Annotated in this window: 14 protein-coding genes; 4 read left to right on the top strand and 10 right to left on the bottom strand. The window is 69.1% G+C overall.

Annotation, left to right across the window (positions count from 1 at the left end; translation table 11 throughout):
* Positions 1 to 27 precede the first annotated feature (27 nt).
* Positions 28 to 2,556 (bottom strand): bifunctional diguanylate cyclase/phosphodiesterase, encoded by a 2,529-nt coding sequence (locus F6X38_RS17310; RefSeq protein WP_246191407.1) that lies wholly within the window; start codon positions 2,554 to 2,556, stop codon positions 28 to 30.
* Between the two features lie 218 nt (positions 2,557 to 2,774).
* Between F6X38_RS17310 and F6X38_RS17305 the strand changes: the two genes are divergently transcribed.
* Complete coding sequence (locus tag F6X38_RS17305; protein WP_150971825.1) at positions 2,775 to 3,206, top strand: DUF6314 family protein; 432 nt, start codon at positions 2,775 to 2,777, stop codon at positions 3,204 to 3,206.
* Positions 3,207 to 3,221: 15 nt separating this feature from the next.
* Here the strand turns inward: F6X38_RS17305 and F6X38_RS17300 are convergent, their stop codons facing one another.
* The gene (locus tag F6X38_RS17300) at positions 3,222 to 4,046 is read right to left on the bottom strand and encodes a nitroreductase family protein (protein ID WP_246191406.1); all 825 of its coding nucleotides are present in this window, start codon (positions 4,044 to 4,046) and stop codon (positions 3,222 to 3,224) included.
* A 123-nt stretch (positions 4,047 to 4,169) separates the two neighbouring features.
* Between F6X38_RS17300 and F6X38_RS17295 the strand changes: the two genes are divergently transcribed.
* Genes F6X38_RS17295 through F6X38_RS17285 form a run of 3 tightly spaced genes read left to right on the top strand, consistent with a single transcriptional unit; the run spans position 4,170 to position 8,312 of the window.
* A complete protein-coding gene (locus tag F6X38_RS17295) occupies positions 4,170 to 5,567 on the top strand; it encodes a c-type cytochrome (protein ID WP_150971823.1) in 1,398 nt (465 codons plus the stop codon).
* Positions 5,568 to 5,571: 4 nt separating this feature from the next.
* Positions 5,572 to 6,066, top strand: a complete 495-nt coding sequence (locus tag F6X38_RS17290; RefSeq protein WP_150971821.1) for a (2Fe-2S)-binding protein — start codon at positions 5,572 to 5,574, stop codon at positions 6,064 to 6,066.
* Positions 6,063 to 8,312 carry a xanthine dehydrogenase family protein molybdopterin-binding subunit gene (locus tag F6X38_RS17285; RefSeq protein ID WP_246191405.1) on the top strand — a complete coding sequence of 750 codons (2,250 nt, stop codon included), beginning with the start codon at positions 6,063 to 6,065 and terminating at the stop codon, positions 8,310 to 8,312. The genes F6X38_RS17290 and F6X38_RS17285 overlap by 4 nt, the downstream gene beginning before the upstream one ends.
* Here F6X38_RS17285 and F6X38_RS17280 read toward each other — a convergent pair whose 3' ends face one another.
* From F6X38_RS17280 to F6X38_RS17245, 8 genes are all read right to left on the bottom strand, one after another.
* Positions 8,313 to 8,711: a VOC family protein gene (locus F6X38_RS17280; protein ID WP_150971819.1), complete on the bottom strand. Its 399-nt coding sequence runs from the start codon at positions 8,709 to 8,711 to the stop codon at positions 8,313 to 8,315. It abuts the gene before it with no gap.
* 9 nt (positions 8,712 to 8,720) lie between these two features.
* Positions 8,721 to 9,734, bottom strand: a complete 1,014-nt coding sequence (locus F6X38_RS17275; RefSeq protein ID WP_150971817.1) for a Gfo/Idh/MocA family protein — start codon at positions 9,732 to 9,734, stop codon at positions 8,721 to 8,723.
* Positions 9,735 to 9,849: 115 nt separating this feature from the next.
* Positions 9,850 to 10,044, bottom strand: coding sequence for a hypothetical protein (locus F6X38_RS17270; protein WP_150971815.1), 195 nt, complete (start codon positions 10,042 to 10,044; stop codon positions 9,850 to 9,852).
* A gap of 190 nt (positions 10,045 to 10,234) precedes the next feature.
* Positions 10,235 to 11,176, bottom strand: a complete 942-nt coding sequence (locus tag F6X38_RS17265; RefSeq protein ID WP_150971813.1) for a hypothetical protein — start codon at positions 11,174 to 11,176, stop codon at positions 10,235 to 10,237.
* Positions 11,177 to 11,339: 163 nt separating this feature from the next.
* A complete protein-coding gene (locus F6X38_RS17260; RefSeq protein WP_150971810.1) occupies positions 11,340 to 12,353 on the bottom strand; it encodes a mechanosensitive ion channel family protein in 1,014 nt (337 codons plus the stop codon).
* Between the two features lie 140 nt (positions 12,354 to 12,493).
* The gene (locus F6X38_RS17255; RefSeq protein WP_150971809.1) at positions 12,494 to 12,895 is read right to left on the bottom strand and encodes a family 1 glycosylhydrolase; all 402 of its coding nucleotides are present in this window, start codon (positions 12,893 to 12,895) and stop codon (positions 12,494 to 12,496) included.
* A gap of 15 nt (positions 12,896 to 12,910) precedes the next feature.
* Positions 12,911 to 13,813 carry a 5-dehydro-4-deoxyglucarate dehydratase gene (gene kdgD / locus F6X38_RS17250; protein WP_150971807.1) on the bottom strand — a complete coding sequence of 301 codons (903 nt, stop codon included), beginning with the start codon at positions 13,811 to 13,813 and terminating at the stop codon, positions 12,911 to 12,913.
* 31 nt (positions 13,814 to 13,844) lie between these two features.
* On the bottom strand, positions 13,845 to 14,825 hold the full coding sequence (locus tag F6X38_RS17245) for a mannonate dehydratase (RefSeq protein ID WP_150971805.1): 981 nt from the start codon (positions 14,823 to 14,825) through the stop codon (positions 13,845 to 13,847).
* Positions 14,826 to 14,843: the final 18 nt, after the last annotated feature.

The raw sequence follows: 14,843 nt of genomic DNA, 5'->3' as shown, positions 1-14,843 counted from the left end.
TTCCCGGTTGCTATTTCTTATGGGTCTTCAGGCGGCGGATCGACCTTCGCCGAGGTCGTTCGTCCAACCGCCGATGAGCGTCGTCATGGCGTCGGCCGGTATCGGGCGGCCGAAATGGTAGCCCTGCACCTGCTCGCAGCCTTCGCGAAGCAGGAACTCGACCTGCTCCGGCGTTTCCACCCCTTCCGCCGTGGTGATCATGTTGAGGCTCTGGCCGAGCCCGATCACCGAGCGCACGATGGCGTTCGACTTCTCCGCCGACAGGTCCGAGATGAAGGACTTGTCGATCTTGATCTTGTCGAACGGGAAGGAGTTCAGGTAGCCGAGCGAGGAATAGCCCGTGCCGAAATCGTCCATGACGATGAAGACGCCGGTCTCCTTTAGCGCGGTCAGGATCTCGCGCGCGGCGGCGGCGTCGTGGAGAAGGACGCTCTCCGTGATCTCCAGTTCGAGCCGGTGCGGCGCGAGACCGGTGTCGACGAGCACCTGGCGCACCGTCTCGACCAGTTCGCTGTGCCTGAACTGGATCGGCGACAGGTTCACCGCGACGCGGAGTTCCGGCCAAGCGGCGGCCTGGGCGCAGGCGGTGCGCAGCACCCATTCGCCGATGCCGACGATAAGGCCCGTATCCTCCGCCAGCGGGATGAAGCTGCTCGGCGGCACGAGGCCGTGTTCCGGATGGCGCCAGCGCGCCAGGGCCTCGACGCCGGCGATGCGGCCGTTCTCGAGCTCCACGAGCGGCTGGTAGTGCACTTCGAGCTGGTTGCGCGCGAGCGCCTGCCGCAGATCGTATTCGAGCGCCTTGCGGGCCTGGAGCTCGATGTCCATGCGCGGCTCGAAGACCCGCATCGTCGCGCGGCCCGACTGCTTGGCGCGATAGAGGGCGATGTCGGCGTTCTTCAGCAGCGCGTCGGCGCCGTCGTTCTCCGCCTCGGCGAAGGCGACGCCGATCGAGACGCCGACATGCAGTTCGCTCCCGTCCACCATGTAGGGCCGGTTCAGGCTTTCCAGGATCCGGCGCGACAGGGCGTTCGCCTCCAGCGGCTGGTTGACGCCGTTCTGGACGATCGCGAACTCGTCGCCGCCGAGCCGCGCGACGGTATCGGACGGCAGAATGCAGGCGTTCAGCCGCTGGCCGACCTCCTGGAGGAGAATGTCGCCGGCCGCGTGGCCGAGCGTATCGTTGACCTCCTTGAAGTGGTCGAGATCGAGGCAGAGGACGGCGAGGCGCGAGCGCTCGTCCGCATCGGCTTCCAACGCCTGCCCGAGGCGCTGGTGGAAGAGCACGCGGTTCGGCAGGCCGGTCAGCGCGTCGTGCAGAGCGAGATGCGTCGCCCGTGCCTGCGCCTCGACCTCGCTGGTGATGTCGGTCGCGGTGCCGCGATAGCCGGCGAAGCTGCCCGCATGATCGACGATCGGCCGCGCCGCGAGGCGGCAGACGCGCAGGAGGCCGCTGGCGTCGTGGTAGCGGCAGCGCAGATCGCGGAAGCTCTCCTGCGCCCGGAGCGCTTGGGCGCGGGACTGCCACGCCTCGTCCGCCCGCTCGATCACGAAGAACTGCTCCAGCGTGCGTCCAAGGACGCCCGCCGCCGCGAGCCCCGTCACCTCGGTGAACCTCGCCGAGAAGTACACCATGCGCATGTCCCGGTCGGATTCCCAGATCCAGTCCGAGGAGGCTTCCGCGACGTCGCGGAAGCGCGCTTCGCTGTCTTCCAGCGTCCTTGCATAGGCTTCGATGGTGCGGGCCGAGGTCTCGATCTCCGCCGCCGAGCGCTTCGTATGGCGAAGCACGAGGAAGGCGAAGAGGCCGAACGCGACGAGCGAGATCGCCATCGGCGGCAGGAGGAAGCGCAGAAGATCGGTGCCCGGCTTCTCGGGCGACCAGGAGACGAAGCCGAGATCGGCGCCGTCGAGCGAGCGCAGCGGCACGGCGGCGCCGAGGCTCGCCGTCGCCGACGGCACGATCCGCAGGTTCTGCAGGAGATATTCCTCGCCGATCCGCGCGAGGAACTTCGCATCGAACTTCTTGGCGAAGATCAGCACCGAGCGGCTGGACGGCGGCAGCGCGGCGCGATCGGCGGAGGGCAGGACAATCGCGGTCGCCGCGACGAGGAACGCGTCGCTGCCGGACCGGAGGAAGCCGACGGCCGGCTCGGCGTCGACGGCGCCCCTCGCCACCAGTTCGCGAAGGCCCGTCGGGATCGTCGCGAAGGCGTCGACGGGGGCGCCCGGCTCGCCGTTCATGACGGCATAGACGGTCTTGCCTTCCGGCGAGACGACGAAGGCCATCTCGTAGCCGAGGCCGGTATAGATGTTGGCGCCGACATTGCCGTCGGTCGCGGCCCAGGCGAGGTCGAGGTTCTCGTGGAGGTTGCGGTAGGCGTCCTCCCAGACCGCGTAGTCCTTGAGGTTGCGCGCGATCTCGCGCTCCTTCACGCTGATCGCCGTTTCCGCGAGCTGCGTGGACGATTCCACGGCCAGGCTGTTCTGGCGATGGGCGCTGATGAGTGCGAAGACGAGAACGAGGAACACCGTGGCGACGACCATCCCCGACATGGGAAGCGTCACTCGCCGGCCGAAGCCTTTGCTCGAAAACTCGTGCATGAAAACTTGCCGACCAAAGAGGAACACGCGTCGGCATGACTCTGCGCAGCGGATGCTAACAATTGCCCAATGAGCAGATATGAAGAAACGTCAGTATTAATGCTTGGTACGCGAAGGACTTCCATGCAATCCATACGAGTGTATGGAATGCAACCCAAAGTTACTTTCCGATGAGAAGAACAACTGAGGAGCGATCTGGGGAGTTCCTGACCGAGTTCGTCGGTTTGTGGGACGTCCGGCGCGTGATCGTCGATCATCGCGCCGACGCGGTCTACCATTTCGCCGGCCGCCTCCAACTGACGGAGGATGCGTTCGCGGAAACGGGAAAACTGCGGATGCCGCGCGGGACGGTCGCCGCCGAGCGGGCCTACCGTCTGCACTCGGCCGATTCGCGTCTCGATGTGCTCTTTTCGGACGGACGCCCCTTCGTCACGCTTGGAGCGCGAGCTTCGCAGGCCGTCCGCCACGACTGCGGCGCCGATCTCTATCTCGGCCGAATCATCTGCCGCAGCACCAACGACTGGGCGGAATACTGGCGCGTCGCCGGCCCGGCGAAGCGCTACGCGAGCTTCTGCCGCTATCGCCGCGCCGCCGGCGGCTGAAAGGCCTGACGGGCTTCACGCCAGCGGGAAGCCGAGCCGGCGCAGCGTGCCTTTCAGCGTTTCGCGGCCGGCGAGCGCCGCGAGCGGACCGAAGCGGTCGCACACCCGCGCCGTCCAGCCCCGCGGACCGCCGTTCGGCGACGCGGCGAAGGTCCGGTCGTAAGCCGCCACGAGATCGGCCTCCTTCGCGGCGTCGTAGCGCTCGCAATGGACGACGGCCGCCTGTGGCAGGCGCGGCCGGACGCCGTTCGGGACGCGAGGCTCGTCCGCATGGCCGACGCAGAGGCCGAACAGCGCGACGGAGTTGCCGGGGAGGCCGAGCAGCGCCGCCACCGCTTCCGGCCGGTTGCGCAGCGCACCGATATAGACGGTGGAGAGGCCGAGCGACTCGGCGGCGACCAGCGCGTTCTCAGCCGCGAAGGCGGCGTCGAACGCGGCGACGAGGAAGGTTTCGAGATAGGCGAGGTTTTCCAGCCGGACGCCCTCGCGCCCGGCCAGCCGCTCGGCGCGCGAGAGATCGGCGAGGAAGACGAGGAAAAGCGGACATTCCTCGATATGCTTCTGCCCGGCGGCGAGACGGGCGAGTTCCCGCTTCGTCGCCGCTTCCGTCACCGCCACCAGCGACCACGCCTGCATGTTGGAGGAAGTCGGCGCCGATTGCGCCGCCGCCGCGAGCGCTTCCAGCGTGCCGGGGGCAAGCGGATCGCCGCGGTAGGCCCGCACGGAGCGATGCGCGAGGAGGCCCGCGATCGTCTCGTTCCACGGCATCGCGGCCGGCGCCGCCGCGCCGTAGCGCGCCCGCCAGGCCGCCTCCATCCGCCGCGTCGTTTCCACGTCCATCCGCATTCTCCACTTCAGGCGTCCGGCAGGGGCGGATCGCCGCATCCGGAGCCGGCTCGCGAAATCGCGATCAGCCGGCGGGATGACCTTCGCGACCGTTCGACTATCCTTCGAACTGGAACAATGAAAATCGCTCGCATCGCCCTCGCCGGTCTCGGACTGGTCGCCGTCGCGACGGTCGCCGGCATCGCCTATGCCTGGGAACCGGCGATCGACCGGGTCGAGCGGCCAGCCCCTGCCGCCTTCGACGGCCGGCTCGTCGCCGAGGGCGCGAAGCTCGCCGCGGTCGGCAACTGCATCGCCTGCCACACCGTGCCGGGCGGCAAGAGCTTCGCCGGCGGCCTCGCGATCCCGACGCCGTTCGGCACGATCCATTCCTCGAACATCACGCCCGACGAGGAGACCGGTATCGGCCGCTGGAGCGAGGCGGCCTTCGTCCGCTCGATGCGCCGAGGCGTCGACCGCGAGGGCAACCACCTCTATCCGGCCTTTCCCTACGACCACTACACGCTGGTTTCAGACACGGACAACCGGGCGCTCTACGCGTACCTGATGACGCGCACGCCCGTCCGCGCAACGCCGCCGCCGAACGACCTGCCCTTCCCGCTGAACATCCGGATGAGCGTCGCCGGTTGGAAGCTCCTGTTCTTCCGCGAGGGCGAGTTCCGGCCGGATCCGACAAAGAGCGAGAGGGTCAACCGCGGTGCATACCTCGCTGAAGGGCTCGCGCATTGCGGCGCCTGCCACACGCCGCGCAACATCCTCGGCGCGGAAAAGAAGGCCGAGCACTGGGCCGGCGGCGAAGCGGAGGGGTGGAACTCCTACGCGATCAACCGGGACTCGCACGCGCCGATCCCGTGGAACTCCGACGCGCTGGCGCATTACCTTCGGCACGGCTGGCACGCCGAGCACGGCGTCGCGCGCGGGCCGATGGCGGAAGTCACCGGCAACCTCGCCGGCCTGCCGGACGCCGATGTCGACGCGATGGCGGCCTACGCCGCCGACGTCATGGGACCGCCCGCACCGGAGCGGCTGGCGGCGGCCGAGGGCTTGCGCCGCTACGTCGCCGGCGGCGGTGGCCCGGGCGGCGCCGCGCCGGCCGGCGATTCGCTGACGGCAGCGGTCCAGCCGGCCTCCACTGAGCGCGGCGAGGCGGTCTATGCCGCGGCCTGCGCCACCTGCCACGCGAGCGGCCGGCCGCAGCCCTATGGCGGGCTCGACTTCCACCTCTCCACCGCCGTCGCCGCGCCCGATCCCGGCAACATCGTCACCGTCGTGCTGCACGGCCTGCCGCCCGGCGACGGCGACTATTCCTCGGTGATGCCGGCCTTCGCCGGAACCTTGAGCGACGCCGACGCGGTGGCGCTCCTCGCCTACATGCGCCGGACCTTCACGGACAAGCCGGCTTGGACCGACCTCGAAAAGCTCGTCGCCGATACCCGTTCGGGCGCCCGCCACGTCGTGGTGCGCCCGGCCGACGGGATCGAGCGCTCGCCGACCAATGTCGGCGCAAGGGACTGAAGCGATGGCGATCACGATCAACGTCAACGGCACGGACCGGGCGGTCACCAGCGACCCGGCGACGCCGCTTCTCTACGTCCTGCGCGACGAGCTCGGGCTCAACGGCGCGAAATACGGCTGCGGCCTCGGCCAGTGCGGCGCCTGCACGGTGATCGTCGACGGGCAGGCGGTCCTTTCCTGCTCGATGCCCGCGCTGCTGATCGAGGGCCGCCGGGTGACGACGCTGGAGGGGCTCGGCACCGCCGAGAGGCCCGGACCGGTGCAGCGGGCGTTCATCGAAACCCAAGCGGCGCAATGCGGCTTCTGCATTCCCGGCATGATGATGCGGATCGAGGCGCTGTTCCGCGAGAAGCCCGACGCCGGCGACGGCGACGTTCGCAACGCTCTCGAATACAATCTCTGCCGCTGCGGCACGCACATGCGCATCCTCCGCGCCGCGAAGCGCGCCGACGAGCTGATGCGGGAAGCGGCGGCCGCGAACGGCGGGAAAGCGTCGTGAGCGCCCCCCTCGCCCTCGACCGCCGAGGGTTCCTGGCGAGCGCCGGCGCGCTCGTCGTGTCCTTCGCGCTCGATTCGCCCGCCCGCGCGCAGGAGCCGATGGGCGTTTCCGGCGGCGGGCCGACCGGATCGGAAAGCTTCAAGAAGGCGCCGCTTCTCGACAGCTGGATCCGCATCGACGCGGACGGGGCGATCACCGCCTTCACCGGCAAGGCCGAGCTCGGTCAGGGCATCCAGACGGCGCTCGTCCAGATCGCCGCCGAAGAACTCGACGTCGAGCCCGGCGACATCCGCCTCCTCACCGCCGACACGGGCGCCACGCCGGACGAGGGCTTCACCGCCGGCAGCCAGTCGATGCAGAACAGCGGCGCGGCGATCCGGGCGGCGGCGGCAGAGGTGCGCCTCCTGCTCGTCTCGGAGGCTGCGCGGCGGCTCGGCCTGCCCGAAGCGGGTCTTGCGGCGGCGGCCAAGGCCGTCCGCGCGCCGGACGGGCGCACGCTCGGCTATGGCGCCCTCGCCGCCGGTCTCGACCTTCATGTCGAGGTTCGACCGGGCCTTCCCACCAAGCCGCCGCAAGCGTTCCGGCATGTCGGAAAATCGCTGCCACGGGTGGACATCCCGGCGAAGCTGACCGGCGCTCCGGCCTATCTGCAGGATTTGCGTCCCGAGGGCATGCTCCACGCCCGCGTCGTGCGCCCGCCCGGCCCCGGCGCGAAGCTCCTTTCCGTCGACGAGGAAGCGGCGAAGCGGATGCCGGGCGTCGTCGCCGTGATCCGCGACGGGACCTTCCTCGCCGTCGCGGCGGACCGGGAATACCAGGCGATCCTCGCGATGCGGGCGCTCGCCGCGACGGCGCGCTGGGACGAGCCGGCACGGCTTCCCGACATGACCGACATCGCCGGCACGCTGAAAGGCCTGGAGCGCGAGGTGGGAACGGTGGCGGAAAGCGGCTCGCCCGACGCGTTCCCGCCGGATGCGATCGTGTTCAAGGCGCGCTACACGCGGCCTTATACGATGCACGGCTCGATCGGGCCGTCCGTGGCGGTGGCGCATTGGCAGGGCGACGCGGTGACGGTCTGGTCGCACACGCAAGGCGTCTTCCCCGACCGGAAGGCGGTCGCGGCGATGCTGCGCCTGCCGCCCGAAAAGGTGCGGGTCATCCACGCGGCCGGCTCCGGCTGCTACGGTCACAACGGTGCCGACGACGCCGCGGCGGACGCGGCGCTGATCGCGCGCACCCTCCCCGGCCGGCCGATCCGCCTGCAATGGATGCGCGAGCAGGAGAACGGCTTCGAGCCGAAGGGGCCGGCGATGCTCGGCGAGGTGGAGGCGGCGCTGGGGCCGGACGGGCGCATCACGCACTGGCGCTACGACGTCTGGAGCAACACGCATTCGACCCGGCCGGGCGGCGCGGGCGCGCTGCTGCCCGCGCGCGAACTCGCCCAGCCCTTTCCGCCGGAGCCGGCGAAGCTGGAGATCACGCCGGCCGGCAACGGCGACCGCAACGCCGACCCGCTCTACCGTCTGCCGAACAAGCGCGTGCTCTGGCATTTCCTGCCCGACATGCCGGTGCGCGTCTCGGCACTGCGCGCGCTCGGCGCCTATGCCAACGTCTTCGCGCTCGAATCGTCGATGGACGATCTGGCGCGGCTGGCGAAGACCGATCCGGTGGAGTTCCGGCTGCGCCATCTCGGCGACCCGCGGGCGAAGGCCGTGGTCGAGGAGGCGGCGAAGCGCTTCGGCTGGGCCGACTGGCAGCCGCGCCCCGACCGCGGCCGCGGCTTCGCCTTCGCGCGCTACAAGAACCACGCCGCCTATCTGGCGCTCGGCGTCGAGGTGGAGGTCGACCGCTCCACCGGCCGCGTGCGGATGACCCGAGCCGTCGCCGCGATCGATTCCGGCCAGGCGGTGAACCCGGACGGCATCCGCAACCAGACGGAAGGCGGCATTCTCCAGTCGATGAGCTGGACGCTGTTCGAGGAAGTGGCGTTCGATCAAAAGCGCATCACCAGCCTCGACTGGGGCAGCTACCCGATCCTGCGCTTCGGCTCGGTACCGGACGTGGTGGAAGTGCACATCATGGAGCGGCCGAACGAGCCCTTCCTCGGCACCGGCGAAGCGGCGCAGGGACCGACCTCGGCGGCGATCGGCAACGCCATCCTCGACGCCACCGGCATACGGCTGCGCGACCTGCCGCTCAGCCGCGCGCGACTGCGAGCGGCGCTCGACCGCCCGCCTTCGACCTGATCAGCTCGCGCGCTCGGCGAGCTCCACTATGATCCCGTCGGGGTCGCCGACGAAGGCGACCTTCCGGAAGACCTCTTGGTTGAAGGCGAGCCGGGGCCGCTCGCGCACGGTAACGCCCGCCGCCTCCAGGCGGGCGAAGGCCGTTTCGATGCTGTCGAACAGGAAGGTCAGGTGCCGGAGGCCGGCCGTGCCGGGCGGCACGTCGGATGCCGGCGCCGCGCCGCCGGCGGGCGCGACGATCTCCAGCATGCCGCCGCCGGCATCGAGGAAGGCGAGCTCCGAGCCGTCCGCGTTCGTCTTGCGCAAGGTGAGCGCCAGGCCGAGGAGGCCGCAGTAGAACTCGATCGTCCGCTCCATGTCCGAGACGGTCATGCCGACATGCTCGAAGCTCTTCAGCATGGTCCGCGCCTACCGGATCCCACCGATCCGCGCAGCTTTCGCCTGCGCCTCGACCGACAGCCGGCAGACCTCGTAGACATGCGCCTGCGGCATCGCCGTTTCCGTCCGATCCCGGACGTCGGCGAGGAAGGCGTCGAAATATTCGAGCTTCTCGCCGGAGCAGTCGATGTGGGTCATCGCCGTGCCGCTCACGAGGAACAGGTGGTCCTTGCCCGGCCGCCCCGCGATGTCGATGTATTTCCGGAGCTCGATATAGCCCTCCGTGCCGAGGATGGTCAGGCGGCCGTCGCCCCAGGTCGGCAGCGCCTCCGGCGTGAACCAGTCGACGCGGACGTAGCCGGACGCCGTCTCCGAGCGCAGCAGCACCTCGCCGAAATCCTGGAAGGCGGGCTTTTCCGGCATGCCGAAATTGCCGATCGAGCTCGCCGCCACCTCGGCGGTTTCCGAGCCGGTGTAGAACAGGAACTGGTCGATCTGGTGCGAGGCGATGTCGACGATGATGCCGCCGAAGGCGTCCGGGTCGAAGAACCAGTCCGGCCGGGTCGGCAGTTGCAGGCGGTGCGGCCCCATGCCGATCGTCTGGATCACCCGGCCGATCGCGCCCTCCGCCACGAGTTTCCCGGCCTTCACCGCCGAGCGCACGCCGTGACGCTCCGAGAAGCAGACGGAGAAGATACGGCCGGTCTCGGCGACGGTGCGCTTCACCTCGTCGAGCTGCGCCGCCGTGGTGACGCCCGGCTTGTCGAGCATCGCGTCCTTGCCCGCCCGCATCGCGCGGCAGGCGAGGCCGGCGCGCTCGCGCGGCACCGCCGAGATGCAGACGATGCCGATCGACGGGTCGTCGAAGATGCGGTCGCGATCGAGTTCCGGCGCCTCGGGATAGGTCTCGCGAAACCGCTCCAGCAGGGCCGGGACGGTCGTCTGCGGGCAGTAGCCGGCGAATTCCGCCCCGGCGGCGATCAGCCCCTTGACGTGGTCGAAGGCATGGCCGTGGTCGAGCCCCACGACGGCAAATTTCGGCATCTCGGCCGCTCCCCTCCCGTTGCGCCGGTCGGGTCGGAATGTTGGGGACGAGGCGGCCGGGTCAACCTTCGAACGAGACGAAAGCACCGAGCCGGCGGTATTTTCGTTCGGGCGATCAGCCGCGCGCGCCGGACCGCACCAACTCCATCACCGCGATGATCTCCATGTACATCTGGCGGAGATCCTCGTCCGCCGCGGCGAACAGGGCCGAGATTTCGCGATAGGCCTGCTCGACGCCGACCTGCCCGATCAGCACCTCGCAGGCCATGCGGGCGAAGGTTTCCGCGAGTTGCTGTTCCGCAGCGAGCATGAGCTACCATTGCGGGCATTGAGATTAGTGAGCAAATAAAACCGTGTTAACGAAATGATAACGGATCGCGAGTGTGGCTTCCGGGACACCATTTGCGTGTTGCCCGCAATTGCCGGTTCGACCCGCCCGGACACGCGAAAGGCCGGGGCGACAGCGCCGCCCCGGCCTTTTCAGATGTGAAATCGGTGGTTTACGCAGTCACTCGATGAGTCGCGGGCAGACGCGGGCGGCCGGCCGCCCCGCCGATCGCCGCGACGATGACGCCGACGAGCAGCGCCACGAAGCCGGCGAAGGCGGCGGTGGAAACGTTCTTTGCGGAGGCGTCGGCCGTCTGCTTCACCTGGTCCAGCGCCTGGTTGTACTGGCCCTGGAACTGCTGGAGACGCTGTTCGGCTTCCTGCTGCGGGATGCCGGCCTGCTGCGAGACCACGGTCACTGCCGCCTGCCGCTGCTCGGGCGTGGCGTTGGGGGCCAACCCGCGCACGATCTCCGGAATGGCACGGGTCAGGTCCGGCTCGCCGGTCGCCTGCCGGGCCTGATCGGCAGCCTGCTGACCTTGTTGTTGCGCCTGGTTCACGGCCTGCTGACCCTGTTGCTCGCCGCGGCGGAGAAGATCGCGCGCCTGGTTCTGCAGCCCCTCCGGCAGGCCGGCCAGCGAATTCGGCGCGACCGCCTGCACTGCGCTGCCGATGGCGCTGAACGACGAGCCGACCGTACCCAACGTGCCGGAGATGATCGAGCCGGCGCCGCTGGTCAGGAGATAGACGATCAGGAGCGTCGAGGTCGCCCAGGTGACGACGCCGTGGAGGACGCTCTCGCCGCGCGTCAACACGCCGGACAGCCGCGCCGCCGAGTAGCCGCCGATGAAGGTCGCGATCAGGACGGTGACGATGGCCCAGATGCCGGTGCTCGTGCCGAGGGTGGACAGGGTCGGGGCGCCGTTGCCGGCCGGATCGACGGTCGAAAGGCCGATGCCGATGCCGAGCAGGCCGAGCATGATCTGCACCACGAAGGTGATGATCGCCCCCGCGATGATCGCCCCCCACGAGACGCGCCGCGGCGGCACGGCGTAGGCGGGCGCCACCGTCGCGGGCTCGCGGACGGCGGCGGGATGATAGGTCGTATCCGACATGAAGCTCGTTCCTGCTGGCACCGGCGGCTCGACACACGCCGGCGCGCTTATGGGTCACAGACCGGAAAGGCTTCTGCGCATATACCGTTCCCGTTTTCGTGAGGTGAAAATCATCGCCCGCACAAGCGTCGCGCGTCGGAGCAACGACGGAGCTTGTGTGACGCTACTGCCGCGAAGACGCGGCCCCGTTCCCCTCGCGCGGTGCCGGCCAGCCTTCGCGGTGGCGGAGGCGGTCGCGGTCGGCGTCTTCGGTCTGGTTGTGGAACAGCGTCACCTGCGTCGGATAGGGCATGTCGATGCCGGCGGCATCCAGCGCCTGCTTGATCGCCAGCATCACGGCGCTCTTCACGACGAGGGTATTGGCGCGCTTCGAATCCGTCCACCAGCGGACGCGGATGTTGACGCTGGAAGCGGCCAGATCCCAGACCAGCGTTTCCGGCGGTTTCTCCTTGTCGACCCCTTCGACCTGCCGGACGGCTTCGACGATCACGCGCCGCGCCTCGTCGAGGTCGTCGCCGTAGCCGATGCCGACATCGTATTGCGAACGGCGGACGCGATAGGCGGTGTTGACCATCACCGCGCTGGAATAGACGTCGGCGTTCGGCAGGATGACGCGCCGCCCGTCGAAGGTGGTAATGATCGTCGCGCGTGTCTCGATCCACTCCACCGTGCCCTCGAAATCGTTGAGGATGATCTGGTCGCCGACGTCGAACGGCCGCTGGATGAGGATGAGGAGGCCAGCCAGCCAGTTCTGCAGAATATCCTTGAACGCGAAGCCGATCGCCACCGAACCGATGCCGAGGCCGGCGATGAGATCACCGGGATTGAGCGAGGGAATGACGATGGTGAGCGACAGGAGGAGGCCGACCGTCAGGACAAGCCATTTCAGGAAGGAGCCGAGCACGTCGCCGAGATTGGAGCGGCCGTGCTTGTCGGCCCAGGCCGCGAGGCTGCGCTGCACGGCCCAGGCGACGGCGAAGAAGAGCGCGAAGACGACGAGCGCGACGAGGATGTTCGGCAGGAGCTGCTGCGCGCCGACCACCCAGGACTCGACCTTCGACAGAACGAAGGCCGGATCGACGCGCACCGCCTGATCCACCGTCTTCGGCGCCTGGGCGGCGAGCGCATCGACGGCGGCGGGATCGGTGGCGGTAGTTTCGGCTTGGGCAACGATCATGCGGAACCTTGGGAGGCGGCGGAACGGGAGGGCCTCCCTAGATGGGGCGGCGGGCGGCTTTTGCACCCCGACCGCCGCGGCATCCGGTCTCGCCGGCGCACTCTTCGCGACTGCGGATGCCGGTCCGCGTCGTCTTTCCCTCAGCGGGCCAGCATGGTCCGGAAAGCGTGCCAGCTTTCCTTCGGCAGGCGATCCAGCGTCTCGGGATCCATGCCGACGAGGCCGAACTTCGGCGCGAAACCTTCGGCCCATTCGAAGTTGTCGACGAGCGTCCAGGCGAAGGAGAAGCGGTAGGCTTCGAAGCCGGCGTCGCGGACGAGGTCGAGGTCCTCCTTCCAGCGGTGGTAGTGATCGCAGGCGGTCGCTGCGGTCGAGCCGTTCCGCACGTTGCCGGGCGTCGCGGCGAACGGGTCCCAGATCGACGCGCCGCACCCGTCCGTCCAGCCGCCCTCGATCTGGTGGGCGGCGGTGGCGACGCCGAACGCGAAATCCGGCCCGAAATCGGCGCGCGAATGCGAGAAGGTGCTTCGGCTTTCCGGCATCGTCGCGTCGCCGCTTCAGGCGAACCGCGCGACGAGCGCTTCGAGTTCGCGCATCTCGTCGGCGGTCAGGTCGGTCAGCGGCGGCCGCACCGGCCCGGCGCGCCGGCCGCGCGCTTCGAGCCCCGCCTTGATGATTGACACGGCGTAGCCGCGCCGGCGATTGCGCAGACGCACGAGCGGGAAGAAGAAGTCGTTCAGGATCGCGTCGGTGGTCGCCTTCTCGCCGGTGCGGAGCGCGTTGTAGAAGCGCTGCGCGAGGTCCGGCACGAAGTTGAACACCGCCGAGGAATAGGTGGTGACGCCGGCCGCGAAATAGGCCTGCGCGTAGAGTTCGTGCGTCGGCATGCCGCCGATATAGACGAGACGGTCGCCGAGCTTCGTGGTGATCTCGATCACCCGGTCCACCTCGCCGTGGCCGTCCTTGAAGCCGATGAGGTTCGGGCACGCCTCGGCCAGTGCCGCGATCGTGCCGACGGTGAGGATGCAGTTGTCGCGGTTGTAGACGACGACGCCGATGCCGACCGCGTCGCAGACCGCCTTCACATGCGCCGCCAGCCCCTCCTGCTCGGCGAACATCAGGTAGGGCGGCAGGAGGAGGATGCCGTCCGCCCCGGCCCGCTCGGCGCCCCGCGCCATCTCCACCGCCATCGCCGTGCCGTAGGCCGCGCCGCCGAGGATGGGCGTCCGCCCGGCGCTGAGCTTCGCTGCCCGCGTCACCCGCTCCACCTCGGCCGGCGTCAGCGAGAAGATCTCGCCGGTGCCGCCCGGCGCGAAGAGCGCCGCCGCGCCATAGTCGTCCAGCCAGTCGATATGCGCGCGGTAGCTGTCCTCGTCGAAGGCGAGGTCAGGTGTGAAGGCGGTCACGGGAAACGACAGGAGGCCGCTGCCGAGCGCGGTCTTCAGCTCGTTGGGAGTCATGCTCGAATGTCCGTGGAAAGGGCCAGGCGGATCAGGCGGCGTAGCTGTCGAGCGCCTGGAGCAGCGCGGCGGTGTAGCCGTAGCAGAAGGCGAAGGCGACGCCCTGGGGATCGCGGCCGCTGATCGTCGGCACGTGGTCGGGCATGATCATGTAGCGGTAGCCGACCTCGCGGTAGATTTTCAGCGAGCGCGCCATGTCCATGTCGCCCTCGTCCGGGAAGGTCTCCATAAACGAGAGCTTGCGGCCGCGGATGTTGCGGAAATGCAGGTTGAAGATCTTGTTCCGGCTGCCGAACCAGCGGATCACGTCGTCGATCTCGGAGCGCGGATCGTCCAGCATCTCGCCGACGGTGCCCTGGCAGAAGTTCAGCCCGTGATAGAGGCTCTCGCGCATTTGGACGAACTTTTTCAGGCCGTCGACCGTGCCGAGCACGCGGGTGACGCCCTTGTAGCCCGGCGGGGTATAGGGATCGTGCGGGTGGCAGGCGAGCCGGACGCGGTTCGCTTCCGCCACCGGCACGACGCGCTCGAGGAAATAGTCGATACGCTCCCAGTTCTCGTCCTCGGACAAGGTGCCGGCGAGGCCGGGCACCGCCTGCTGGTCGGTCTTCTCCCAGCGGAACGAGGCGTTCATCGAGCCGCCGCGTCCCGGCTCGTCCGGGGTGCGCGGAATGCCGATGAGGTTGAGGTTGTACTTCGCGGCGGGGATGCCGGCGCTCGCGCAATCCTCGATCAGCTTGCAGACCGCGTCGATCTGCCGGTCGCGCTCGGGACCGGCGAGCAGGATATCGGGCCAGGTCGCCTTCTCGATCGGGTTCGAGGGCAGCGGGATCTGGATCATGTCGAGGACGAGGTCGAAGCTCTCGACCTTGTCCCGCAGGCGCTCGAGATCGGCGAGCGTCCAGGTGCCGGGCGTCGTCGCGGGGTCGGCGCAGATGTGCTTGATGCCGAGTTGCGCCCAGACGAGGTAGTCGTCGTCGTCTCGCGCCGCGAGCTGCGTTCCCACATACATGCCCAACCTCCTGCTATG

Origin of the sequence: Plantimonas leprariae (assembly GCF_008802405.1) — a bacterium.
Lineage (GTDB): Bacteria > Pseudomonadota > Alphaproteobacteria > Rhizobiales > Rhizobiaceae > Plantimonas > Plantimonas leprariae.
The sequence above is the reverse complement of the archived record's forward strand: the minus strand, read 5'-3'. Positions and strand labels throughout refer to the sequence as shown.

Excerpts from the sequence above, each read along its gene's own strand:
- F6X38_RS17310 (WP_246191407.1), bottom strand. The coding sequence starts at position 2,556 with ATGTCGGGGATGGTCGTCGCCACGGTGTTCCTCGTTCTCGTCTTCGCA.
- F6X38_RS17305 (WP_150971825.1), top strand. The coding sequence starts at position 2,775 with ATGAGAAGAACAACTGAGGAGCGATCTGGGGAGTTCCTGACCGAGTTC.
- F6X38_RS17300 (WP_246191406.1), bottom strand. The coding sequence starts at position 4,046 with ATGGACGTGGAAACGACGCGGCGGATGGAGGCGGCCTGGCGGGCGCGC.
- F6X38_RS17295 (WP_150971823.1), top strand. The coding sequence starts at position 4,170 with ATGAAAATCGCTCGCATCGCCCTCGCCGGTCTCGGACTGGTCGCCGTC.
- F6X38_RS17290 (WP_150971821.1), top strand. The coding sequence starts at position 5,572 with ATGGCGATCACGATCAACGTCAACGGCACGGACCGGGCGGTCACCAGC.
- F6X38_RS17280 (WP_150971819.1), bottom strand. The coding sequence starts at position 8,711 with ATGCTGAAGAGCTTCGAGCATGTCGGCATGACCGTCTCGGACATGGAG.
- F6X38_RS17275 (WP_150971817.1), bottom strand. The coding sequence starts at position 9,734 with ATGCCGAAATTTGCCGTCGTGGGGCTCGACCACGGCCATGCCTTCGAC.
- F6X38_RS17270 (WP_150971815.1), bottom strand. The coding sequence starts at position 10,044 with ATGCTCGCTGCGGAACAGCAACTCGCGGAAACCTTCGCCCGCATGGCC.
- F6X38_RS17265 (WP_150971813.1), bottom strand. The coding sequence starts at position 11,176 with ATGTCGGATACGACCTATCATCCCGCCGCCGTCCGCGAGCCCGCGACG.
- F6X38_RS17260 (WP_150971810.1), bottom strand. The coding sequence starts at position 12,353 with ATGATCGTTGCCCAAGCCGAAACTACCGCCACCGATCCCGCCGCCGTC.
- F6X38_RS17255 (WP_150971809.1), bottom strand. The coding sequence starts at position 12,895 with ATGCCGGAAAGCCGAAGCACCTTCTCGCATTCGCGCGCCGATTTCGGG.
- kdgD (WP_150971807.1), bottom strand. The coding sequence starts at position 13,813 with ATGACTCCCAACGAGCTGAAGACCGCGCTCGGCAGCGGCCTCCTGTCG.
- F6X38_RS17245 (WP_150971805.1), bottom strand. The coding sequence starts at position 14,825 with ATGTATGTGGGAACGCAGCTCGCGGCGCGAGACGACGACGACTACCTC.